This window comes from Stieleria varia, from assembly GCF_038443385.1.
GTDB lineage: Bacteria > Planctomycetota > Planctomycetia > Pirellulales > Pirellulaceae > Stieleria > Stieleria varia.
In genome coordinates this window covers 8,050,570-8,073,194 of the sequence record NZ_CP151726.1, presented here as the reverse complement: position 1 = coordinate 8,073,194, position 22,625 = coordinate 8,050,570, and the positions used below count along the sequence as shown (strand labels likewise).

The window sequence follows — 22,625 nt, the reverse complement described above, 5'->3', positions numbered from 1 at the left end:
CTGCGCTGATTGGTTTAGTGGACTTCGATTGTCGCTGCGGGCGCAACTCCGACGACTCATTCGCCGCGTGCTGATGTTGTTTGAGGATTGATGCTGTGACCCAGGGGACACATCGTGCGTGCAGCGGAGTTTGAGGTGGTTGCCACTAAAACGATTGCTGGTGCTCGCGTTTTCGTTTTCCAAGTCCAATCCACGCTCCTCCAAGCGTGATCCGCTAAACTTACCCGAAAGATGCGAAAATCAAGACGCTTTTAAGGGACGGTGTTGCTCATTCAGCGTGGCAAAATGCTTAAACGGCAGAATATGAATACGAGAGTTTCTGGCAGAGTGGTCGATTTAAGTGAGTGTGACCGGCAACCCGCGGGGCTTCTGCGGAGCATTGCGGAATCTGGGTAAACAAAAAGCGGCCAACCTGCCATGATTTGGGTTCTAACTTCCAGGTATCAAAGGCAGGAGGCCGCTGAAATGAGCGTCGAACATTCAAGCGATATTGACAACCCCACTTCGTCTTCTTTTCCGCAGTCGCCCGAGCAAATCGCCGAGAAACTGCAGCAGTGCGGCGACACCATCCGAGAACACGTCGTCAATGCTTCTAAATGCGGCCAGTCTTTCGATGAAACCGAGCGTGCCGTGTGGAATCTTGTCTTGAAAACCGGCTTTCTGGCGATGGAGCTCTTCACCAAACTCCAAGGCAAGGGGGACCTTGGTGATCAAGCGGTCAGCGAATCAGGCAAAACACTGCGACGCAGCGAGAAACCGACCGACACGGTGGTTCGGTCGATTTTCGGTGAACACGCCTTTCAACAGTACACCTACAGCCCGGGAAAGAACAAGAGAATCGAACTGCATCCGATCAGCGCCCGCATGCAACTGCCGGAGCACCGCTGGTCGTACCTGCTCCAAGAGTTCTCCCAAATGTTCTGCGTCGAATCCGCATTCAACCAGGCCGCTGATAATCTCGAACTCGTTTTCGGAGCGAAATTCTCGATCGACACGCTCGAACAGACCAGCCAGAGAATGGGGGTCGAGGCCGATGCCTTTCTGGACGACTTGCCGACGCCCAAAAAGAAGGATGAAGCCGAGCTTCTCGTCGCTTCGGCCGACTGCAAGGGCGTTCCCTTAATCAAAGACGATGCCGCCAAAGTGGCTGCTTTTGAGACAGCAAAGAAACGGCCCGGAAACCGTCGCATGGCAACGGTCACGAGTGCTTACACCGTCGATCCCTATGTTCGCACAGCCGAGCAAATTGTCGCTGCCTTGTTCCGTGATGACAAAGAACCCGGCACGCAATCACGCAAGAGCAAAAAGAAACGACCGCGGCCAAAGCACAAGCACACATCGGCTCACTTTCCCGCGACCTTCGTGGACGACGATACGGAGGTTCCCATCAGCGGTATCCACGAGGGGATCGCATGGCTCGCAGATCAAGTCAGTGTCCGCCGAAAGAAACTCCAAGTGATCATTCTGTTAATGGACGGTCAGCAGAGCCTCTGGGAAGTCGCGCAGTTACACTTAGGCGACGATCCATTAGTGGTGCCAATCTTGGACATCATTCACGTAGCGACTTACGTGTGGGAGGCTTCGTCATTGTTCGAGAAATCCAGCGAAAAGCGAGCAGCGTTTACGCGGGAGCGATTGCTGAAAATCCTGCGTGGTGAGGTCAACGGGGTGATCCGAGGGCTACGTCGAATGGGTTCGCTTGGGAAACTCAAGGGCGATAAACTCAAAGACCTTCGACGCATCTGTGGTTACTTCGAGAAACACAAGGATCGGATGCGTTACGACGAATATCTTGCTGCAGGCTACCCGATTGCCTCGGGTGTGATCGAAGGCGCGTGCGGGCACTTGGTAAAGGACCGCATGGAACGAAGCGGGATGCGTTGGACGCTGGAAGCTGCACGGAGCATGCTCAACGTGCGGGCGGTATTTCAGAGTGACTACTGGGATAAATTCTGCAAACAGCGAGTCACGGAGTTGAGCGAGAGCACCCATCCAAACCGTAACATGGTCTGCCACTACACTCCGCTTACCATGGCATGTTAACCGGCGGGTTGCCGGTCACACTCGATTTAAGTGACGAGATCTGGATCGCCGTTTTTGACCCACCTTTTGAAGTCATAGGAAATTTCCTGACACAAGATGTAGGAAAGGCAGTTGCTTCTTGTCGTCACTACCTGAATGAATCACTCGCTGCAATTTTGCCGGATTCAGGTGGGCCTATTCAGCTATTGGGTAATGGACATAAGCTCGTCGTAACACAGCAATGGACTTTCTTGGAGAGTATTTTCGGCACCGCCCAGTCAGTCACCTTTGATTCTGATTTATTGATAGAGGCTTTGAGGTATTGGGAAGGAGTGATCGAGCGGAAGTCGTCAAATGGTGACGAAGAGATCCCCGAGTTTGCATACGTAGGTGATCCTTTTCAGGTTAGTCCTACAGTGAAGCAAGCCGAGATGTTGATTAAGTTGTACGACGAGGATCTTTAGTACAGCCATCAAGGCGGTCAGGCCTTTGATTTCACCTGTTGACTATCCGCATTCCACAGTTGGACGAACAAAATGGACGAACATTCTGAGTTGGACGATCTTGTCTTGCAAATCGAAAGCGAGGTTGATCGGTTCATTGGCGATCAATCCGCCTCACGAAACTTTGTTGCCGCAATGCTCTCGACAGAGAGATCCGAGGTCGGAGACTATCCCCAGGCAAGTCTTGATACAAGCAAGGAGTATTTGGAAGACGATGGTGATCTGTATCAGGACCGCTTTCCCAAGTCCCTGCACGAACCGATCGTGCTAGAGTTAAGTCGAGCTGCCAAGTGGACTGACGTGTTGTCGGCAGGGCTTTGGTCTCACGCGTTTTTGCTTAGCGACAAAGCACTTGCTGTTTTCGAGCAATTTGATTTGGGTAAATCAAAAAAGTACAAAGCGGAAGTGCGTCGCGGAAAAGAGGTGCAGCGGTACACCTTGCTCTTCGTTGCCAATCATGTCTTGATGGAAGATATCGACATTGGTGAGTGTGAATTCTATCTTGAGGAAATGTCGGGTAGCCCGAAGCACTTGGTCGAAGTCTCTTCGGTTGAGGACTTGAAGCAGAAGAAAGTTCAAGCGATGAAAGGGGAGCTGGAAGGAAGCAAACGTTTCAATCGGCTCGCCTACAAAAAATTGACATTCATGGCGGGACACGCCCCCAAGCCTGCCATCTTCGGCATGGGAAAACTGAGTGCGACGGAGACATACGTTCGACGGGAACTGTACGAGGCTTTGCGAGATGCAGGATTGACGGGATTGGAATTCCGGCGAAACAACAAGCTGTTCGATTGAATCTCGGTGCGAATTCAAACCGAATTGAACGGAGTCTTTGCGATAGCACGTAACGGGAGAGGGATCTTGAAGTGGAAGAGATAATGTCCCGAGCCTTGTCCTAGGGAAAATGCTTCAATGGCATCAAGCTACATTGAATTTCGAAGTCGAGCCGTGCGGCTCAACGACCAAGTTTGCTTGCTAGTGGGTTTGCTCGCGGAAGAGTGTTTTGGCGACGAGTACCTCCACGCCGGAGTCGAGCATTTCATCAGCGAACTCAAGCAGCAGGGTTTGGCCGCACCCCCGGGGATGATTGATGTTGAACTGCAAGCCTTTCATAACGACGCAAGTTTTCGGACGTCGATGAAGGAATCCTGTGAAGCACTGAAATGTTTCGTGTCCAGCTACGGGGATTTCGTCCCGGGCGAGTTTTTTGAAACAAGAGCAGGCGAAACGCCCATAGAGTTTGTTGATACTCAGGCCACTCTGATCATTGATGCAATTCAATCGTTGCAGAAGATCTTTGAATGATTCCGGTGTCTGAAGCCTATGAGGCTCCCGAGAAGAACCACGTGAATAGGGGATTGGTTGATGGATGCAATTGCATTTGCAAATTCACTGCGAGCATTCATGCCCAGAGCCAAGGACCTAGCTGAGTACGGACTTGACGCTGATGAGATCGAGGAGATTCAATCCGCATTTGACGCAAAACCGAGAAACTCTGGTGGGCCAGTGAGCACGGAGGTTGAGCGACTGGTGACGGCGTTTGATTGCTCAGCCGTTGCGATCGGGATCGTACGATTTGATTCGGGTGTTGTGCCTACGCAAGGAGGAGTTCGGTTCGGGTTCTGCGAAGCGGATCCACTTGTGGTCGATCATGAGCGTAAGATTTGGATGTTGCATCATGATTCGCCCGAAGTTGCACCGATGGCTTGCGCCGAGAGTTCAGAGCAATTCCTGGATGCCCTGTTATTTGCCGCCGAAGCCATTGTGAATCGTGTGAAATGGAAAGGTCGCGGGCTCGAGATCGTCCATCAATGTTCAGAGCGAGCGGGGAGTGCAACTTGCCGTGATTTCTTCAGATCAGTGGTCGGAGGGCTGTAAGCAAGTTGATTGGCGCATGCAGAGTCTCGTCAGCGCCGTGGTGAGACTTCTGCCTAGGATTCATCCTGCCGTATTGCGCACGTACGGAGCATCGATTAGGATTGAGGGGTGTTTTCGGTTGATCTTACGTTTTAGGCTATCGAGTCGGTTCATGAATGTTCCATGGACACTTGAGATTGACCGTCCGAACTGACTCTAGCGAAAGATGGTTCCATGCGAAAGGTTTTGATTTGTTTGTTTGCCTCAGCCGTTGTCGGATGCACGACGCAGACGTCGTCGGTGAGTACAGACCAAGACACCGCTGTGTCGGCAGATGTTGCTCCTGTTCAGGCTGGCAGCGAAACAGGAACCGAACCCGATGTGATCGTGATCGACGTTCGTTCTCAGGAAGAGTGGGACTCGGGACATGTCAAACAGGCAGTTCACATTCCTCACACGGAGATTGCAGAGAGAATCAGCAACGTGACTGATGACAAAGACGCGAAAATTGTCGTCTACTGTGCCGTTGGCGGCAGAGCGGGAAAAGCGAAAACAAAGCTTGAGGAACTCGGGTTCACCAACGTTGAGAACGCAGGTGGGTACGACGACATTAAATCGAAATACGAGTGAGACGCTGAGCAATTTGGAGTGATCATCGAGAACCCGGGCGACCAAGAATATACCGTTCCTCAGAAGGCATCCCTACCCTACGATGTCACTTGACACGCTTGAGCATCGTTACTCGTATCGAAATTCGAGTCATCTGTCGGATGGGGCATCTGGTACTGATGGTCAGGTGATACTCGCTCCCGATCGTCCGTTTTCGTTCCAGGGGCAGTTTGCAAACTCGGGATTGTTCTGCGACGCTTTGCTGTGCCTTTCTGATATCGTTCGATCAAATTTTGCGTATGCTGCACCGGGAATGCTTGATCCGGTCGTCACCTGCGATCCCAATGGGGTTCGATTCGAAGGTTTTAGTGGTTGTTGCGGTGTCTATGTCACTGCAAACTTTATGGAACCGATGTTTGACAACGCCCAATTCGAGTTTGGCACAACCAATGTTGACTTCAACGATGATTTTCGAAACGGCCTGTCGCTCTTCCGGCAAAAGCAATCGCTGAGTCTGTTGGTGAGACATGATGCCGTGGAGTTGATCGACGAGGATTCTTCATATCGAGAAAAGAAGGTCAAGCTGCCGCTGCGTTGGCTGAGAGGGTTTTGTGAAGTTCAGAACATTTTGGCACGCGTTGAGCATCGCATCACATGTTCTAGTCGGGAGGTGCGTAAGTTCTTACAAGGCTTGCCTCGAAACGCGGCTCGTCAGCATCCTCTGTGGATCGTGCCGTCGGGTAAAGGATTGCGTGCATCGACTCGCGAAACGGACCAGGCGGTACCGTTGGTGGGGACAGACCGGCTTCGGTTGATGGAAAAGCTTTTGAGGTCTCACGATGGAACCATTTCGATGGGCCGAATTCCCGACCAAGCAACCAGTTCTTGGTTCTGTGAGTTCGGAAATCTGCAATTCGGAATGCTTTTGAGTCCAGGCATTTATCGCGGGTTTTCCGGTGAAGGCCAAGTGTTGTCGGATCTCGCCGACGAATCTTGGAAGAACGCCATTGATCGTGTGCGTGGTGTTTTGAATTGGCATGAGAACTTGGATTCGGATTCGCTTGCCGCCAAGCTCAAGCTTCCTCGCAACGAGATTTCATCCGCATTGACGGCACTGGCAACACGGGGAGTATTGGGATATGACCTCTATCAGCAACGGTACTTCTACCGTGTGATGCCGTTCGAGTCCTCGCTGGTCGAGTCATTGCAGCCTCGCTTGATTGCGGCACGCAAAATTGTGCAACAGAATCGTATTTCGGGTTGCGACAGCAACTCAGACTCGGAACGCTGGATTGTCCAAGGCAGTGGTGTTGAGCATTTGGTGGAAGTGACGCAGCAGTCCTACAAGTGCTCGTGCATTTGGTACAGCAAGCACAAGACAACGCGGGGACCGTGCAAACATATTCTGGCCGCGATGATATGCAGGGGTGAAGAAGCATGAATGATGCAAGACTGATTGATCAACTACGTGATCTTGTCGTCCAAGGAGACCGTGAAAAACTGTGTACGTTGTTAGATCCTCTGGATGAGAAACAGCGATCCGAATTGAAGGAGGAAGCTTTGGAGATCGGAGTGGCGATCGATCGATATTGGGGACCAGGCGGTTTGGAGATTGACATATCGAACGATGCATTGGTCGAAAGTCAGCGTGATCTTCTGAAGGCTTTGGATAAACAGAACTATGTTGATTGGCGGGTGCCGCGATGGACGGTCAATCTGTTGGTGGTTGCGGTCTGCGATTTAAAGACGCTTGACAAACCCTGGGATCAGGGTTTGTCCTGGTTACGCGACGATCTTTCGGGCATGCCTGAAAGACTGCTGCGTATTTTGGTAGCGCGCAAGCCGAAATGGCTCGCAAAGTGGGTCGAAAAGGAATGGAGGAATGAACGACCAGTGCCCAACTCGTTTGTCGAGCGAGGTCTCATTCGTGAGGGTCTTATCCCAGCCAGTCGTGACTCGGGTTACTACGATCGTCTTGCTAACGACAGCATGGAAAGTTATCCAGCGGACGCTTGGAAAACGGATGTTTTCAAACGCAAGCGGCGGAGCGTCAAAGAAGTAATTGATGCGGATCCAGAGCTGTTGAAAGAAGAGATCTGGGGTATCTTTGAATTTGATTCTTCCGTCATGCGGAATGCTTATGAGTCGTGGAGCGAGGCCTTAGTATCACTGTCGGATGAGGGGAAAATCGATCGACGCGAGTTGCTCAAGAGAAGTCTGCAAGGCATGGGCTTGCCGCTATCGCCCGGCACTTTGACGGGAATGGGGAAGTTTCATCAGTTGCTAGGGCCGACCGTCGAAGAACGCGAATCTTTTCTGCAGGAATACTTGTCGCTCTTTTCTGCGAGTCAATCCACCGTGGTCGGACAAGCTTTGGCAGCCTGCGAGGTCTTGCTGAAAGCAAAGCGGCTGGACGCGAATGCATTTTTTGCCGCGTTGCCGGATGTGTTTCGAATTGAAAAGAAAGCCCAGCCGATGAAGGCCTTGGGGATCACGAAAAAGTTGCTCAAACAAGAGTCGTCGATTCAAGCGGCCGCTGCGATCGCCATCGTCGAGGGAGTTCAGCATGATAACGCTGATGTTCAGAGTGCTTGCTTGAAACTATTGGATGCGATCGAGGGTCCAATTCCGGTTGAGGCACAATCTCGATTGGCATCACTCCGCGAACACGTAGCGGCTTCATTGAAGAATGACCTAGAGAGTTTGCTGAGACAAGACACGCAGGTGAACATCGAGCCAGTCGAGCCTGCAGGAGACCCACCGAGTTCAGGCCGTAAACCAAATTCAGGCGAGAGCCAAACCAAGTCAAAGTCTGATTCATCAGGAGTAGCGTTGGCAGATCTGAAAGCTTTGAAGGAACGAGCTGAGAAGCTGCCCAAGTTGATTCAGAAAACGTCGGGCCTGCTCGCAGCGTTTGAGCAACACGAATCGGGAAAATGTTTGACTTGGCCACCGGTTACTCCCCACGAGGTCCCTCGACGAGATCGAGATCGGCAAGTCAATCCCGTCGAAAACGTGGCGGAGCTGATCGAGTTGGTGTCATCGACGATCGAGTCAATCGAGGACGTTATGGATTTGGAGCGGATTCTCGATGGTATCTCTCGGTTTCATCGAGAGCGGCCAGCCGATTTCGATTCGCGTACGTCCTCGCTCAAGAAACGTATCGTCAAACAAAGTGAACGTCACTCAGGCAGATTTCTTGACCAAGCGAATAGTATCGGCTTGACTCGCTTGCTGAACACCTGGCTCGAAATGCCCGAGACGCCCGCTGACCAAAATGTGCACTGGTACAGCATGCGTGGTTGGTTCCTGCGCGAACGTATTTCTGGACTGACGAATGACATCGTGCAGTCGCGTCAGGCATATCGGCGTGCAGATAGTGTCCCGATGCCGCTTTTATCGCTTCCGACGCACCTGGGTGGTTGGATCGATCCAATGGTTCTCGTCCAACGAATCAATGATCACTACGCCAAGCATCGAGAGTTGCTTGATAGCTATGACTTCGCGCAGGCTTTGCTGCGATTGATGCCCGAGGGGCGATCGCAGGCCTTGGGACAATTGGACAAGCCAAGTCACTACAACGGCGGTCACTTGCTGCGTTATGCATTGGGGGATGACTGTGAGCTGAAGTCCTTCGGCGGCTGGGGCGAAGATGCGGTCAAGGCAGCGGCAGTCCGGGCACGCCATGTGATTTTGCCAAATGTTGCGCCGGTCTTGCCCATCGCAAAAGCGTTCTACCGCAATGATCAAAGCATTGCCATTGAAGGAGCGATTACGGATGACCCAACCGTTCCTTTTTCATTGGCAGAAGTGGCTTTGTCCGTTGAACCCTTTTTCCATCGTGTCAAGGCACCCACCGACAAACAGTCTTGGTTGGATACCTGGGAGTCATTGACCAACCCATTCGATACCTCAGCCAGTTGCATGGCGGGACATCTGGGGCATCTGCTCGATCCGGAGTCCACGTGGAACGATGCGACCTGCAGACTATTCGTGATGGCTGCGGGCGACGAGCGAGGTGAAAATCGGATTCTCGCCACGGATGGATTGCTGGACGCGATTGCTCGCTCGTTGGTGTCGCCAGAGATATTGGGAACGGTCATCGCCAACACCTTGCCATTCATCAAGCTAAATCGCCTCAGCAAAGTTTTGAGTTCGGTTGCGGGGGAATCCAAGCTGCATCGATTTGTCATCTCGCAGTCGATCGAGTTTACGATACTTCACTTGGAGGAGCTGCCCATCGACATTCAACTTCTCTTGAGTGTCCTGCTTGAGTCCAGCTCAGACCTTGGCATTGCACCAGGTCAGACTCTGGCAGAAAAACTGTCGGCGATATCCGGCAGTTCCAAAACCGCCAAACTTGCCAAACAACTGGTCAAACTTACTGAAGCAACTTCCCGTCAAGATCTGGATTCCCTGGTGCTCGCAACGTTCGTCCAGAGAGGTGAACGTTGGCATGCCACAGCTTCGTTCATGGATGGTCACGGCGATTCCTCAAAACCCAAATGAAGTGTCGCACCAGTCACCGCAGGTTGCGTTAAAGCGCACCACGTTGACCTTCGACCGTAGAGTAGCAATCAGGAATGAGCAAAAAAACAGTTCCCGAACTCATTGAGATTCTTGTCTCACTGTGGGCAACTCCACGTGTGCCGCAGTATATGGTCGATGCACGTGCGTCACTTGAAATGCCAATGCAGTGCACCTCAAAGCCCGTTATAGAATCGCCAGAAATCGCCGGTTTTCCTCCGGACCTTGCAAGCTTTTGGTTGCATTTTGAGAGCGTTTGTCTCTTTCAGGACGTCAATTACGGCCAATGGGGATTGAAGTTGCTTTCGCAGCCAGACTCTCGTTCGGTAACGTCGCGATCTTTCTCTGAGTTTCTTGAATGCTACAGTGATGTCGAGGGGCAGAAGTTCTGGGAGCCTCAATTCGGCAGCTAACCATGTTGTATGAAACTGATTTCTGTACCGACTTGGAAGCTGCTGAGTTTCGGCTTCATTCAAGTAGCGTCTGTGGGCTTTACTTCTTTAGAAAACGGAAAGGGGGGCACCACCAGGCCGTCGTTATCAACCAGTCCGGTAGCGAGTCACCTGCATTTTATGCTTACGCGGTTGTGTCGTTTCTGAATCACGGGTACTTGTACAAAGAGCTCTGCGTGATCGATTTGATCACTGAAATTGCCAACGATTCTGGCAGGGGATGGACGGAAATCCATAGTCGTAAGGAAGCACAGGAGTGGGGGCGTTCACTCGTTAATGCGCTGCCAGGAAGATTTCGAGAACTGGAGTCGAGCCAGTTGGAGGAATTGAGTGCGAACTCCGCCGAGAGTCGCGCGGCTGCGTCCAAGTACGTGGCCTTGTTGTCAGGGGATGTGAAGCGTGGCGAAGAAAGTAAACGCATCGCAGGGATGCCGGGCGTCTGCCAAGTACCGGATGCGGTAGATCTTTACACCCGCGTGGTGGACACCATTTTGCAAAACCAAGAAGTGGTCGATCCTGGGATCGACTTTTCAATGCTCAAGCCGATCGAATCTGTCGAATTCATGCGGCGAATCCAGCTTGTTGCTGACTTTCTCTTTTGGCGTGATTTCGGCGGGGACGTGAATCGTGTTGAGTGATCAACGCGAGTTGGGAGTCGTGCTACCAATGGATCGCTGTGATTAGCTTTCGTTCCAGCAGAGATGTCGAGTTTTCATAGCGAGCACTTTCGCCGTAATGAAGGCTGGTGGTGTCCGAATTCCGCAGATGGTTTTGAAACACACGGTATTTTTCAGCATTGGACGCATGTTGGTTTCGGCTTACTTCGCGGTCTACCGTGGCTGCGAAATCAGCCATGTATTTGAAATGGAGTAGAGCACCCGAGGGTTGGTTGAAGTTTAGCTCGAAGGGATAGGCGACGTGGGGGTTCCAATACCAGGTCTCAGGTCGCCAGTAGATCAGTGGGATTTTAGCCATCCAGCCGCGTTGGTTTCCGAAGACACGTTCGCTGGCTCCTCCAGACCAAACGACCCGCGGCACAAGGCCGTCAGGCTCGATCTCTTGACGTTGATATCCGTTGCCATCGAAATACGGGCAGCACTCCAGCAGGGTTTGGTCCGCATGGAGAATCACGGATGAAAGGTCTCCGTGGGAGTACATATCGACCATGACGCAGGGCAGCGAGGCATTTCCCATCGCTTTCATGTGGTCCGTTAGAGCATGCAGATCGTGTTGCTCGCTGCCATCAAATACGAGCTGCTCATCCGCATCGGACCAGACGACCCAGCGGTGGGCTCCGTAGTGTATATGGATCAACGCCGACACCCAGCCGCATCCGCCAACGGATGTCTTGTAGTCCAACGGGACGGAGTACAGATCCACATCGGGTTGTTGCAGTAGGTAGTCGCGAGTTGAGTCGGTGGACGAGTTGTCCATGATGGCAAATCGTTCAATGCCCAAGCTGCGATAGTGGCGAAGTGAATCCGGGAGACGCAAGGACTCATTGAACACCACCATCACGCAGATGAGTTGCGTGAGTGATGGGGGCGGCAAGCGACGGATGATCTCAATACTCTCGACCGCCCGTTTCAGGCGTGAGCGTTCTGCAGATAAACGTTGAAGCACACGAAGGTTGTGTCGCTGTCGAGCTTGCGTGTTCATGGAACCGATTCTAATGCAACCGGCGAGAGATTTCTGCTACGGATTGTTTTTGACGAGGGGAGTGAGGCACAACAGGTTCCGTCGAGGGGAAAGTTTCGAGGTTTTAGGTGACCTGAATCCTCTCTGGTACGTTCCGACTTAGGTATACTCGAATCTGCATTCCGATGATTTCAATCCACCTGCGTTTGAATATCTGTTGTCGGAAAAAGTCATTCCCCACGCTGGATTCTACGTTCCAACAATGATCTTTCGATCCACCCTGTCCGTTGCATTTGGACTCCTTGTCCTTGCCGTTGCCTCCGCGGCTGAAAAGCCCAACATCGTTTACATCATGTCGGACGACATGGGTTACTCGGACATCGAGTGTTACGGTGGCGAGATTAGCACGCCGAATTTGAACATGCTGGCCGACGGCGGGATTCGGTACACGCAGTTTTACAACACGGGACGTTGTTGCCCGACACGCGCGAGTCTGCTGACCGGGTTGTATCCCCATCAAGCCGGAATCGGGCACATGATGGAGGATCGTGGTTTTGACGGTTATCGCGGCGAACTGAATCGCAACTGCGTGACAATCGCCGAAGCACTCAAGAGTGCCGGTTATCGAGCGTACCTTTCCGGGAAATGGCACGTCACTCGCGAAGTCAGGCCGAAGACGGATGCGGACAAGTTCAACTGGCCGCTGCAGCGTGGGTTTGACCGTTTTTACGGGACGATCCATGGCGCGGGAAGTTTCTTTGACCCCAACACGTTGACGCGTGACAACCAGTACATCTCACCGTTGGCCGATCCAGCGTACACAGTCGCTCACCAATCCAACGGAACGTTTTACTACACCGATGCGATTGCGGATCAAGCTTGTCGCTTCATTCACGAGCATCGAATCCAGACGGGCGATCAACCTTTCTTTCTGTACGTCAGCTTCACTGCAGCCCACTGGCCGATGCACGCGTTGCCCAAAGACATTGCCAAGTACACCGGGAAGTACGATGAGGGGTATGCCGCGGTCCGAAACGCTCGTTATCGAAGGATGCTGGAGCTGGGTTTGATCACCGAAGACAGCACGGTGAACTGGCCCATTGCGGACGAGTGGAAGGAAACCGAGTTTTGGGAATGGGATAAACACAACATGGAAGTTTATGCCGCGATGATCGACAGCATGGATCAGGGGATCGGACGGATTGTTGAGTCGCTTCAGGACACCGATCAGTTTGACAATACTCTCATCTGTTTCTTTCAAGACAACGGCGGGTGTGCGGAGAACTATGGCCGTGGCGGGAATGGGCAACCGCGAGCGGATGCGCCGACGTTGCCCCCGTTGGCGGATGATTATCTGCAACCCGACATGCAGCCAAAGCAATCGCGTGACGGCTATCCCGTGCGAACCGGCAAGGGTGTGATGGCGGGTGGAGCGGATACCTACATCGGCTATGGTCGTGGTTGGGCGACCGTGTCCAACACGCCGTTTCGTGAATACAAACATTACAACCATGAAGGCGGAATCTCGACGCCGCTGATCGCGCATTGGCCGCAACGTATCAAGCGTGCTGGCGAATTGGATTCGACTCCAGGGCATTTGGTCGATTTGATGGCGACCGCCGTGGATGTCGGTGGCGCGGAGTATCCGGCCGTTTATCACGACGGAAAGCCGATCAAGCCGATGGAGGGCGTCTCACTGGCGCCGACCTTTGATGGGAAATCGATCGAGCAAAGGGCGATTTACTGGGAGCACGAAGGCAATCGTGCGATCCGAGTCGGGAACGACAAGTTGGTCGCCAAGGGTGCCAACGGTCCTTGGGAGCTGTACGACATCTCCAAGGATCGCAGCGAACAAAACGACTTGTCGAGCGAAATGCCGGAGCGTGCAGAGGAGCTTGCTCAGATGTGGCACGCTTATGCCGAACGCGCCAACGTGTTGCCGCTCAATCCGGGGGCGAAGAAGAATGCTGCAGATAGGAATGCGGCAAACAGGGAGCAACGACGATTTGAGCTTGTTGGCGGCGCGGACCTTGGTGGCGAGTCGGCACCGTACGTGGTTGGACGCCCACTGAGTGTCGAGGCACAGGTTTCCGTTGACGGTGACGGCGTCGTCGTTGCTCAGGGTGGGACGGCACACGGCTGGTCGTTGCACATTCGTGATGGCAGGCCAGTGTTTTGCGCAACGATTGCTGGAAAACGTGAGTCGATGGTGAGCGAATCTCTCGTGATGGGTGATTGCAAGATCCGTGTCTCGGTGGGACGCAAAGGTGCGGCGAAGTTATTCGTGGACGACAAAGTCGTGGCGGAGAGTGCGATTGCTTGGCCGATGACGAGTCAACCGATCGACGGTTTGCAGGTGGGGCAAGACAGCGGAGGAAACGTGGACGACTACGAGTCGCCCAATCCGCTGAGCGGAAAGGTGACGAAAGTGGTGATCGAGCTGTGACAATGTCGCTCGACCTTCCAGGTCAATGGCGTTTGAGCCCTGGGTGCGGCTCTTGGCTTTGGGGTGGCGTTGAAGCGTTTTCGACTCTGTGAGTCGAACGACAATGTCGCTCGACCTTTCAGGTCGATGGCGTTTGAGTCCTGGGTGCGGTTCTTGGCTTTGGGATGGTGTGGGAGCGTTTTCGACTCTGAGAGTCGAACGACAATGTCGCTCGACCTTCCAGGTCGATGGCGTTTGAGTGCTGGATGCGGTTCTTGGCTCTGGGGTGGCGTTGAAGCGTTTTCGACTCTGAGAGTCGAACGACATTGTCGCTCGACGTTCCAGGTCGATGGCGTTTGAGTCCTGGGTTCGGTTCTTGGCTTTGGGGTGGTGTGGGAGCGTTTTCGACTCTGAGAGTCGAACGACATTGTCGCTCGACCTTCCAGGTCGATGGCGTTTGAGTCCTGGGTTCGGTTCTTGGCTTTGGGGTGGTGTGGGAGCGTTTTCGACTCTGAGAGTCGAACGACAATGTCGCTCGACCTTTCAGGTCGATGGCGTTTGAGTCCTGGGTTCGGTTCTTGGCTTTGGGATGGCGTGGGAGCGTTTTCGACTCTGAGAGTCGAACGACATTGTCGCTCGACCTTCCAGGTCGATGGCGTTCGAGTGCTGAATGCGGTTCTTGGCTCTGGGGTGGTGTGGGAGCGTTTTCGACTCTGAGAGTCGAACGACAATGTCGCTCGACCTTCCAGGTCGATGGCGTTTGAGTGCTGGGTGCGGTTCTTGGCTTTGGGATGGTGTGGGAGCGTTTTCGACTCTGAGAGTCGAACGACATTGTCGCTCGACCTTCCAGGTCGATGGCGTTAGAGTGCTGGGTGCGGTTCCTGGCTTTGGGGTGGTGTGGGAGCGTTTTCGACTCTGAGAGTCGAACGACATTGTCGCTCGACCTTCCAGGTCGATAGCGTTGGAGCCCTGGGTTCGGTTCTTGGCTTTGGGATGGTGTGGGAGCGTTTTCGACTCTGAGAGTCGAAGGACAATGTCGCTCGACCTTTCAGGTCGATGGCGTTTGAGTCCTGGGTTCGGTTCTTGGCTTTGGGGTGGTGTGGGAGCGTTTTCGACTCTGAGAGTCGAACGACATTGTCGCTCGACCTTCCAGGTCGATGGCGTTTGAGTCCTGGGTTCGGTTCTTGGCTTTGGGGTGGTGTGGGAGCGTTTTCGACTCTGAGAGTCGAACGACATTGTCGCTCGACGTTCCAGGTCGATGGCGTTTGAGTCCTGGGTTCGGTTCTTGGCTTTGGGGTGGTGTGGGAGCGTTTTCGACTCTGAGAGTCGAACGACATTGTCGCTCGACCTTCCAGGTCGATGGCGTTTGAGTCCTGGGTTCGGTTCTTGGCTTTGGGGTGGTGTGGGAGCGTTTTCGACTCTGAGAGTCGAACGACAATGTCGCTCGACCTTTCAGGTCGATGGCGTTTGAGTCCTGGATGCGGTTCTTGGCTTTGGGGTGGTGTGGGAGCGTTTTCGACTCTGAGAGTCGAACGACAATGTCGCTCGACCTTCCAGGTCGATGGCGTTTGAGTGCTGGATGTGGGAGCGTTCTTGAACCGGAGAGACGAGCGACGATGATCCTTTGAATTGAGTACAATCGGATGGGTATTGCTGATGATTCGATAAACCGAGGTTCCATCATGACTGATCATGCGACGGGTAACGGGACGATGGGTGATCGGATTCGGCTTGATTTCACGTTTGATGCAGAGCGGATGCTTGATGAAGTCCGTGCGATGCAGTTGGCGGATTTTCTGTACTACGATGTCCTGCCGCTGAGGTCCCCGGCGCACTTGGTCGATTCGTCACTGAACCCTCCACCACCGGCTGCGGATTATGCGGACGGATCGTGGACGCCGTGGCTGGATACACCTGCGCTGACGTCGTTTCCTTATCTCACCAGCGTGGTGGATTTCTTTCGGGCTCACTGCAGCGTCACGCTCGTGCGTTTGCTGCGTCTAGCTGCCGGTGCGGTCGTGGATGAGCACACTGATCCGACATTGGGACTTGAGATCCCAAAGTCCGTGATACGGCTGACGGTGCCGATCAAAACAGAGGATGCGGTGGAGTTTTTTCTCAATGGGACAGTGGTGCCGATGAAAGCGGGAGAGTGTTGGTATCTGAGGCTGACCGATCCGCATCGGATCACGCATGGCGGGTTGGAGGAACGCATCAACTTGACCATCGACATGGTGCCCAACGATTGGGTCCGGTCCTTATTGCCGGGGTCCACTGTATGACGCGATGAACTACGGCGAGCTGTTTCCCGAGTGGGCGGCGGTTCGCATTTAGGGCGGGTTTGGGAGCCCGTTTGCCTCAAGGGGGGTCGGCCGCATCGCCCCCATAGTGCTGGTTTGAACCCATTCGCGATGGAATGTGGACAAAAAAGGGTCAGAATTCACGGTGACCTGACAAAAAAGCTCTGAAAAAATTGGGACGGGCATCGATAATGTCGCGATGCCCGAGGTACCTGTTCCGCAACGCCCAACCGATCCCCAATTACTCGCCGGAGACGCACATGTCGTCTTTCTGGTCAATTTCGTTGCGCCCAATTTGGTGGCGGTGTTGAAGGAAGTCGCCAAACGGGTCGGACGGCTGACGGTGCTTTCCTCGGTCGAGATGGAGGCTAATCGGCAGTGGGAAATGGATGCAGGAGGTCTGGATGTGATCGTGCAAAAAACGTGGACCATCACGCGGACGGTCAAGCATCCAGGGGGGTATGAGGAGCACAACTACATTCATGTGCCCTTGGATAGCTTGAGTCAACTGCGTCGATTGGACCCGGATGCGATCGTTTCGTTGGAGCTGGGGGCGCGAACGTTTTTTTCTTCGTTGCACCGAACGTTGAGTCGAACGTGTGCTCATGTGGTGGCGGTCTACGCATCGGAGCGAAGCGAAGCGGGACGCGGGGGCATACGTCGGTTTGTCCGCAGGCGGTTGCTACGGCGCGCCGATTGGGTGACGCAGAATGGTCCCAGTTGTGAGCGTTTGCTGCTGTCGCTTGGGGCGACGACGCAAAACATGTCGGCTTGGAATTACGCGTCGGATCCAGAGAAAGCGTTCCTGGGAGAGCGACTGGAGTCATGGTCGGGGGATTCTGGTCGCGGTGAAGCGATCCGTATTTTGACCGTTGGTCAGCTTGCTGCGCGTAAGGGTGTGGTGCAGGCGATGGAGCAGCTCGGTCTTTGGGCTCGCCAAAATCCAGAGAGGCGAGTCCAATGGAATTTAGTGGGCAGTGGGCCGTTGGAATCCCAGCTTCGAGGCCAACAGATGCCGGAGAATGTTGAATTGATTCTGCATGGTCATTGCGATCCGGACGAGATTCGGCAGCACTACGGAGCGAACGACGTGATGTTGTTTCCGACGCTTGGTGATGAATGGGGGTTGGTGGTTGATGAGGCTTTGTTCTCAGGCTTGGCAGTGATCGGAAGCTGTCATAGTCAGGCGGCGACGACGCTCCTGCAGTCGGGTGTGAATGGGTATTTGTACGATCCAGAATTCATCGAATCATTGGGACTGGCGTTGAGTCGCTACGTGACGTTGACGCCTGAGCAGCGGCAGGAAATGTCGCAGCGTGCACGTTTGTCGGTTCGGGGCAGGACACCTCAGGCGTCGGCGGATCAGTTCGTATTGGCGGTCGGTAATGCGATTGCGAGACGGCGAGGTTTGCCGATCTCACCAAGCGTGGATTTGCAGTCGGATTTGCAGTCAGAGACTCCCGTCCGATCGACATCACTGCAATCTTCGGGGAGTCGTTCATGAGTAGCGTGATAGCGGCACAGCCGATCCAGCTCAGTGAGCGAGACTTAGAAGTGTTGCGGGTGGCGGTCTACTTGGCCGATCAAAACCCGCACCGTGACCGTAGTCTCGGCATCACGTCGATGACAGAATCTTTGCTCGGTGAGATGGCCAAGCGAAATGATTTATTGATGACGCAGATCACCAGTCGCAGTTCGCATCATCAGCGTGAGTCTCGATTCAGGACGATTCGTTTGCCATTTCGGACCGATCACTCGTTGGGACGTTTGATCGCCGATTCGGTTCATCCTTGGATCGCCCGGCCTGATGTGGACGTTTGGTATTATCCCAAAGGTTACGTTCCTCGATTTGCAGTCGCCCGGTTGCCCTCTGTCGGCACGATGCACGACACCATTGTTCAGCATTACGCGGACCATTATCCCGAGACACGGACTGCTGGCGCGTTCCGCTATTGGATCAATGTGACCAAACGCAGTCTGACGAGGTTGGATTGCGTGTTGACGATCTCCAATCACGCGGCCAATCAACTGCGTGATTTTTGTGATCGTCATCGATTGCCGCAGCCCAAGATCGAGGTCACGTACGAGGGCAGTGTATGGGAAACATTGCGGCTGAAGGATTTTCAAAAGGAGGATTTTGTCGTTCATCTCGCTTCGACTTCTCCTCACAAGAAGACCAATCGTCTGTTGGAGATGTGGCGAACACTGCAGCAGCGTTCGGGATCATTGCCGCCGTTGAAACTGGTCGGTGAATTGGATGTGGCGGGGCGGTCGATTTTGGCTGAATTGCAGCACGTGGAGTTGCTGCCTCGGCAAACGCTACCCCAGTTGCAGTCGTGGGTCGGTCGAGCCAGGGTGCTGTTGATGCCCAGTGAGATTGAGGGGTTTGGGTTGCCCGCAGTGGAAGCCTACTACGTGGGGACATCGGTCTGCTACGTCCGGGGCACATCGGTGGATGAAATTTTGCCAAGCGTCGGTCGGTTTGGTGCGTTCGATTTGGCGGACGTCGACAGCCTTGATCAGGCTCTGAAAAACGCGTTGGATGTCGATCAAGCGACGATCGTATCGATCCGCGATGAGTTATTCAGCCGCTACTCTCTCAGCCGAGTATCGCAGCGAATCGTCCAGTCGCTGCGTGATCACGTCGTCTGACACGCGTTGTCGTTGCGTGTGATGTCGTTGAAAAAGTTCTCGCAAATCGGCTCTGGCCGGACATGGGAGGTCGCGCACCCATTAAGTTAGCGGTCGTGTACTTCCCCCACCCCGCAGTTTCTTTCAGAACATTCAATCCAAATGAACTCATTGTCAGTGAATGCCAATGCCACGGTTGATGGGCAGCAGGCTTACGGCGATTCTCGATTTCCCTACGTGTTTGCGTGTGATGATGCGAATGCGACCTTGGAGGATACCGCCCGGTGGGTGGCGGAGAATCGCGAGGAACTGTTGCGTTTGATGCGTGTTCATGGGGCGGTCGCGTTGAGAGGATTTCCAACGTCGACGGTCGAAGCCTTTGATCGTGTTGTCAGCGAACTGCAGTTAGAGAATTTTCCGTACAAGAAATCACTGTCAAACGCGGTGCGTGTCAATCGAACTGAACGCGTGTTTTCGGCCAACGAAGCTCCGCCTGAGGTGAGAATCTTTTTTCACCATGAGATGGCGCAGACGCCTCTGTACCCCAAGTACATCTTTTTTTACTGCGAGATCCCGGCCCAGAGCGGTGGTGCGACGCCGTTGTGTCGCAGCGATTTGTTGTTCCAGAAATTGGCGGAACGCTGCCCGGAATTTGCCAAGACGTGCGAAGAGAAAGGCTTGTGTTACACCAACGTGATGCCCGATAGCGACGATGCCAAGTCCGGGATGGGGCGAAGTTGGCAGAGCACGCTGGGTGTGCAGACTCGCGAGGAAGCCGAGTCGCGTTTGGGTGAATTGAGGTACTCGTATGAGTGGATGGACAACGGATGCTTGAAAGCGACCACGCCGCCGTTGCCTGCGGTGATGGAAGTCGCGCCTGGTCAAAAAACTTTCTTTAATCAATTGATCGCCGCGTATTGTGGCTGGAGCGATGATCGCAACGATCCGTCCAAAGCGATTCGTCATGGTGACGGTACGCCGCTGGATAGCGAAGCCGTCAATGTGGCGATCGAGTTATCGGAAGAACTTTGTTACGACCATCAATGGGTTCAAGGTGATGTTGTGCTGTTGGACAACACGGTTGCCATGCATGCGCGTCGACCGTTTTCAGGCACGCGAAAGATCTTGGCATCACTTGCTGAAATGCGAACACATGCTTTGACGGTTTCCTAGTCTTCGCGATCAATCCCAATCTCTAGACAAGTCGGTACGCATGAACGCGGACAACGAAGCGCCGAATACGGAACAGACGCAAACGGAGCCTCGCAAGTGGTATCACGGTGTCACAAACTATCAGTGGCTGGTGTTGATCATCGCTTGCGCCGGTTGGGTGTTTGACGTATACGAAGGTCAGATCTTTAACATCACCCGTCAAGACATGTTGCTTGAGGTGTTGGGCGGTGATGAGGCGGCGACCAAGCAGTGGGGGGACTTCTTTCTTGCGATCTTCCTCTGTGGCGGTACGATCGGCGGGCTGCTGTTCGGTTCATTGGCCGACCGTTATGGACGGCAGCCGATCATGATCGCGACGATCCTGATGTACAGCGTGTTTTCGGGCCTGACTTTTTTTGCCAGCGACATCTACACGATCGGTGGATTGCGATTCTTGGTCGCACTGGGCATTGGCGGCGAGTGGGCCGTTGCCGCCAGCTTGGTCGCGGAGGTATTTCCCAAGCACGCGCGAGCGCATGCGTCGGGGATCTTTCATGCGACGAGCATCTTGGGGACGTGGCTGGCCGCTTTGGTCGGGATCTGGGTGGCGTCGCAATGGCGGTACGCCTATTTGATCGGAGTCTTGCCCGCATTGTTGATCGTTTGGGTTCGTGTCAGCGTCAAAGAGCCTCAGCGATGGGAAGAACGCAGGCGGTCGACCGAGGTCAGTCAGATGGGCAGTTTCCGAGAGTTGTTGCTCAACTCCCAATGGAATGGCTTGGCCATTCGCGGGATGCTGTTGGCGGCAGTCGGGCTTGGAACGTTTTGGGCAGTGACGGTGGCGGGGCAGGATATCGTGCGCGAGTTTCTGTTGGAGCGAGGTGTGGTGGAGGAAGACGCGAAATCAAGGGCCAAGTTTGCTTACGGGATCGTGCAGGCCACTGGTGGTGGTTTGGGATTGCTGTCCTTCGGCCCGTTGGCTGCCAGGTTCGGCCGCAAGCGGACGTTCATCGGGTTTCATGCCGCAGCGTTGGCGATCGTACCTTGCGTTTGTTTTTTGCCGCAGACGTACACACAGTTGTTGATCTTGTTACCCGTGTTTGGGTTTTTGACGTTGGGAATGCATTCGGGCTACGCGATTTACTTTCCCGAGTTGTTTCCAACGAATATTCGCGCCACGGGTGCGAGCTTTTGTTTCAACGGCGGTCGGATGATGGCGGTTCCCGTGTTGCTGTTTTCTGGGTGGTTGAAGAGCCGTGAGGACGTTTCGCTGAGCACAGCCGTGATGGGCTTGTCGCTGCTGTTCTTGGTGGGGATTGCGATCATACTGACGTTGCCCGAGACCAAGGATCGCGATTTGGTGGAGGCTTAGGCGAGGTGGAACCGTTCTGGGTGATCGTCTCGATCTGTGCGATTGCGTTGGCCGCAGGGTTTATCCACAGCGCGATCGGGTTTGGGTTTGGAATCGTCGCGGTCACGCTGATGCCGCTGGTGATTGACGCAAGGCAAGCCCACGTCCTGATCAGTTTGGCCAGTGTTCCGGTCCTGATTGGTACGGTTTGGACGTATCGTGAAGGTGCAGACTATCGCAGTTTGCTCAAGGCATTGGCGGGAGCGGCGATCGGTCTGCCGCTGGGTGTGCTGGCGTTCGAGCGGATGTCGATGGACTATCTCGTTCGCGGCACCGGAGTGGCGATTCTGGTGATGGTGTGGATGAGTTTTCGAAATCGACGATTGGCTCAGCAACGCTCTGATTGCCATGCGTCGGGCGGTCAGTCTTTGGGCGGTCATGCGGCGCTGGCTGGCGCATACGGAGGGTTTCTCGCAGGAGCGGTCAGTATTGCAGCCCCGCCGGTCGCGGCGTGGGCATTGCAGCAGAGTTGGGAACAGAAACGGTTCAAGGCGTTTTTGAATCAATTCCTATTGGCGGTTTCGATTTACAAGGTTGCCGCATTGCTGGTGCGTGATTTGGTTGACCGGGAGGTTTGTTACCAAGCGTTGTGGTTGGCTCCGTTGGCGATCATTGGCATTCGCGTGGGGGCGTACTTTAGCGGTCGACTTTCGGCCGGCTGGTTTCAGGTCGTCGTCGCGGTGGCGCTGGTCGGGATTGCGGTATTGTTTGTTTTACGGGGAGAGGGATAACGGGCTTGGTCTGGACCACAAATCTTTCTCAGGACCGTATGAACTTGACTTATGAGTGAATGAGTTTTGGATTTCACGATGTTCGGGTGAGGGGCGTTCTACGCACATTACCGTCACGTATCACCCCCTCACCCGGACGAAGGCTAAACGCCTCGTCCGACCTCTCCCCCAACAAGTTGAGGGAGAGGTAGCATACTGGATTAGGGTTTGATCTCAGTTTGAACACGAAACGCCACATCGCAAAGCATTGAGGAGGCGTAAACGATGCTCGTCCGTAGCGAATCAACCAGTGACATGGAGTCAAACTCATCTTGCGGCTATCATGCTACGCATGTCCGTTGGGCGCATTATCAATAGATGGCGTAGT

At 53.9% G+C, this 22,625-nt stretch carries 18 protein-coding genes; 17 read left to right on the top strand and 1 reads right to left on the bottom strand.

Features of this window, described 5'->3' with window-relative positions; translation table 11 throughout:
• Positions 1–465: 465 nt before the first annotated feature.
• The 10 genes from Pla52nx_RS27295 (at position 466) to Pla52nx_RS27250 (ending at position 10,608) form a co-directional block, all read left to right on the top strand.
• Entirely contained in the window at positions 466–2,043 is a 1,578-nt protein-coding gene (locus tag Pla52nx_RS27295; protein WP_342190269.1) for an ISKra4 family transposase, read from the top strand.
• The gene (locus tag Pla52nx_RS27290) at positions 2,037–2,486 is read left to right on the top strand and encodes a hypothetical protein (protein ID WP_146519845.1); all 450 of its coding nucleotides are present in this window, start codon (positions 2,037–2,039) and stop codon (positions 2,484–2,486) included. The genes Pla52nx_RS27295 and Pla52nx_RS27290 overlap by 7 nt, the downstream gene beginning before the upstream one ends.
• 72 nt (positions 2,487–2,558) lie before the next feature.
• Positions 2,559–3,320: a hypothetical protein gene (locus tag Pla52nx_RS27285; RefSeq protein ID WP_146519844.1), complete on the top strand. Its 762-nt coding sequence runs from the start codon at positions 2,559–2,561 to the stop codon at positions 3,318–3,320.
• A gap of 117 nt (positions 3,321–3,437) precedes the next feature.
• Positions 3,438–3,830, top strand: coding sequence for a hypothetical protein (locus tag Pla52nx_RS27280; protein ID WP_146519843.1), 393 nt, complete (start codon positions 3,438–3,440; stop codon positions 3,828–3,830).
• Between the two features lie 60 nt (positions 3,831–3,890).
• The gene (locus tag Pla52nx_RS27275) at positions 3,891–4,403 is read left to right on the top strand and encodes a hypothetical protein (RefSeq protein ID WP_146519842.1); all 513 of its coding nucleotides are present in this window, start codon (positions 3,891–3,893) and stop codon (positions 4,401–4,403) included.
• Between the two features lie 213 nt (positions 4,404–4,616).
• Positions 4,617–5,012: a rhodanese-like domain-containing protein gene (locus Pla52nx_RS27270; protein ID WP_146519841.1), complete on the top strand. Its 396-nt coding sequence runs from the start codon at positions 4,617–4,619 to the stop codon at positions 5,010–5,012.
• An 82-nt stretch (positions 5,013–5,094) separates the two neighbouring features.
• On the top strand, positions 5,095–6,432 hold the full coding sequence (locus Pla52nx_RS27265; protein ID WP_146519840.1) for an SWIM zinc finger family protein: 1,338 nt from the start codon (positions 5,095–5,097) through the stop codon (positions 6,430–6,432).
• Positions 6,429–9,500: a DUF6493 family protein gene (locus tag Pla52nx_RS27260; protein ID WP_146519839.1), complete on the top strand. Its 3,072-nt coding sequence runs from the start codon at positions 6,429–6,431 to the stop codon at positions 9,498–9,500. Before Pla52nx_RS27265 ends, Pla52nx_RS27260 begins: the two co-directional genes overlap by 4 nt.
• A gap of 74 nt (positions 9,501–9,574) precedes the next feature.
• Positions 9,575–9,931 (top strand): hypothetical protein, encoded by a 357-nt coding sequence (locus tag Pla52nx_RS27255; RefSeq protein ID WP_197454546.1) that lies wholly within the window; start codon positions 9,575–9,577, stop codon positions 9,929–9,931.
• A gap of 2 nt (positions 9,932–9,933) precedes the next feature.
• Entirely contained in the window at positions 9,934–10,608 is a 675-nt protein-coding gene (locus Pla52nx_RS27250; RefSeq protein WP_146519838.1) for a hypothetical protein, read from the top strand.
• A 22-nt stretch (positions 10,609–10,630) separates the two neighbouring features.
• Here the strand turns inward: Pla52nx_RS27250 and Pla52nx_RS27245 are convergent, their stop codons facing one another.
• Positions 10,631–11,629, bottom strand: coding sequence for a glycosyltransferase family 2 protein (locus Pla52nx_RS27245; RefSeq protein WP_146519837.1), 999 nt, complete (start codon positions 11,627–11,629; stop codon positions 10,631–10,633).
• Between the two features lie 241 nt (positions 11,630–11,870).
• Between Pla52nx_RS27245 and Pla52nx_RS27240 the strand changes: the two genes are divergently transcribed.
• From Pla52nx_RS27240 to Pla52nx_RS27210, 7 genes are all read left to right on the top strand, one after another.
• Entirely contained in the window at positions 11,871–14,054 is a 2,184-nt protein-coding gene (locus Pla52nx_RS27240; protein WP_146519836.1) for an arylsulfatase, read from the top strand.
• 1,661 nt (positions 14,055–15,715) lie between these two features.
• Positions 15,716–16,315, top strand: a complete 600-nt coding sequence (locus tag Pla52nx_RS27235) for an aspartyl/asparaginyl beta-hydroxylase domain-containing protein (protein WP_146519835.1) — start codon at positions 15,716–15,718, stop codon at positions 16,313–16,315.
• A gap of 217 nt (positions 16,316–16,532) precedes the next feature.
• Positions 16,533–17,837 (top strand): glycosyltransferase family 4 protein, encoded by a 1,305-nt coding sequence (locus tag Pla52nx_RS27230; protein ID WP_146519834.1) that lies wholly within the window; start codon positions 16,533–16,535, stop codon positions 17,835–17,837.
• Complete coding sequence (locus Pla52nx_RS27225) at positions 17,834–18,985, top strand: glycosyltransferase (protein WP_146519833.1); 1,152 nt, start codon at positions 17,834–17,836, stop codon at positions 18,983–18,985. Before Pla52nx_RS27230 ends, Pla52nx_RS27225 begins: the two co-directional genes overlap by 4 nt.
• A 141-nt stretch (positions 18,986–19,126) precedes the next feature.
• Positions 19,127–20,137: a TauD/TfdA family dioxygenase gene (locus Pla52nx_RS27220; RefSeq protein ID WP_146519832.1), complete on the top strand. Its 1,011-nt coding sequence runs from the start codon at positions 19,127–19,129 to the stop codon at positions 20,135–20,137.
• 40 nt (positions 20,138–20,177) lie between these two features.
• Complete coding sequence (locus Pla52nx_RS27215; RefSeq protein ID WP_146519831.1) at positions 20,178–21,488, top strand: MFS transporter; 1,311 nt, start codon at positions 20,178–20,180, stop codon at positions 21,486–21,488.
• Positions 21,489–21,493: 5 nt separating this feature from the next.
• On the top strand, positions 21,494–22,258 hold the full coding sequence (locus Pla52nx_RS27210) for a sulfite exporter TauE/SafE family protein (protein WP_146519830.1): 765 nt from the start codon (positions 21,494–21,496) through the stop codon (positions 22,256–22,258).
• The last annotated feature ends 367 nt before the right edge of the window (positions 22,259–22,625 follow it).

Bases quoted from the DNA above. Each gene is read 5' to 3' on its own strand.
- Pla52nx_RS27225 (WP_146519833.1), top strand. From the start codon at position 17,834: ATGAGTAGCGTGATAGCGGCACAGCCGATCCAGCTCAGTGAGCGAGAC.
- Pla52nx_RS27235 (WP_146519835.1), top strand. From the start codon at position 15,716: ATGACTGATCATGCGACGGGTAACGGGACGATGGGTGATCGGATTCGG.
- Pla52nx_RS27270 (WP_146519841.1), top strand. From the start codon at position 4,617: ATGCGAAAGGTTTTGATTTGTTTGTTTGCCTCAGCCGTTGTCGGATGC.
- Pla52nx_RS27260 (WP_146519839.1), top strand. From the start codon at position 6,429: ATGAATGATGCAAGACTGATTGATCAACTACGTGATCTTGTCGTCCAA.
- Pla52nx_RS27215 (WP_146519831.1), top strand. From the start codon at position 20,178: ATGAACGCGGACAACGAAGCGCCGAATACGGAACAGACGCAAACGGAG.
- Pla52nx_RS27290 (WP_146519845.1), top strand. From the start codon at position 2,037: ATGTTAACCGGCGGGTTGCCGGTCACACTCGATTTAAGTGACGAGATC.
- Pla52nx_RS27265 (WP_146519840.1), top strand. From the start codon at position 5,095: ATGTCACTTGACACGCTTGAGCATCGTTACTCGTATCGAAATTCGAGT.
- Pla52nx_RS27275 (WP_146519842.1), top strand. From the start codon at position 3,891: ATGGATGCAATTGCATTTGCAAATTCACTGCGAGCATTCATGCCCAGA.
- Pla52nx_RS27295 (WP_342190269.1), top strand. From the start codon at position 466: ATGAGCGTCGAACATTCAAGCGATATTGACAACCCCACTTCGTCTTCT.
- Pla52nx_RS27280 (WP_146519843.1), top strand. From the start codon at position 3,438: ATGGCATCAAGCTACATTGAATTTCGAAGTCGAGCCGTGCGGCTCAAC.
- Pla52nx_RS27230 (WP_146519834.1), top strand. From the start codon at position 16,533: ATGCCCGAGGTACCTGTTCCGCAACGCCCAACCGATCCCCAATTACTC.
- Pla52nx_RS27250 (WP_146519838.1), top strand. From the start codon at position 9,934: ATGTTGTATGAAACTGATTTCTGTACCGACTTGGAAGCTGCTGAGTTT.
- Pla52nx_RS27245 (WP_146519837.1), bottom strand. From the start codon at position 11,629: ATGAACACGCAAGCTCGACAGCGACACAACCTTCGTGTGCTTCAACGT.
- Pla52nx_RS27285 (WP_146519844.1), top strand. From the start codon at position 2,559: ATGGACGAACATTCTGAGTTGGACGATCTTGTCTTGCAAATCGAAAGC.
- Pla52nx_RS27240 (WP_146519836.1), top strand. From the start codon at position 11,871: ATGATCTTTCGATCCACCCTGTCCGTTGCATTTGGACTCCTTGTCCTT.
- Pla52nx_RS27255 (WP_197454546.1), top strand. From the start codon at position 9,575: ATGAGCAAAAAAACAGTTCCCGAACTCATTGAGATTCTTGTCTCACTG.
- Pla52nx_RS27220 (WP_146519832.1), top strand. From the start codon at position 19,127: ATGAACTCATTGTCAGTGAATGCCAATGCCACGGTTGATGGGCAGCAG.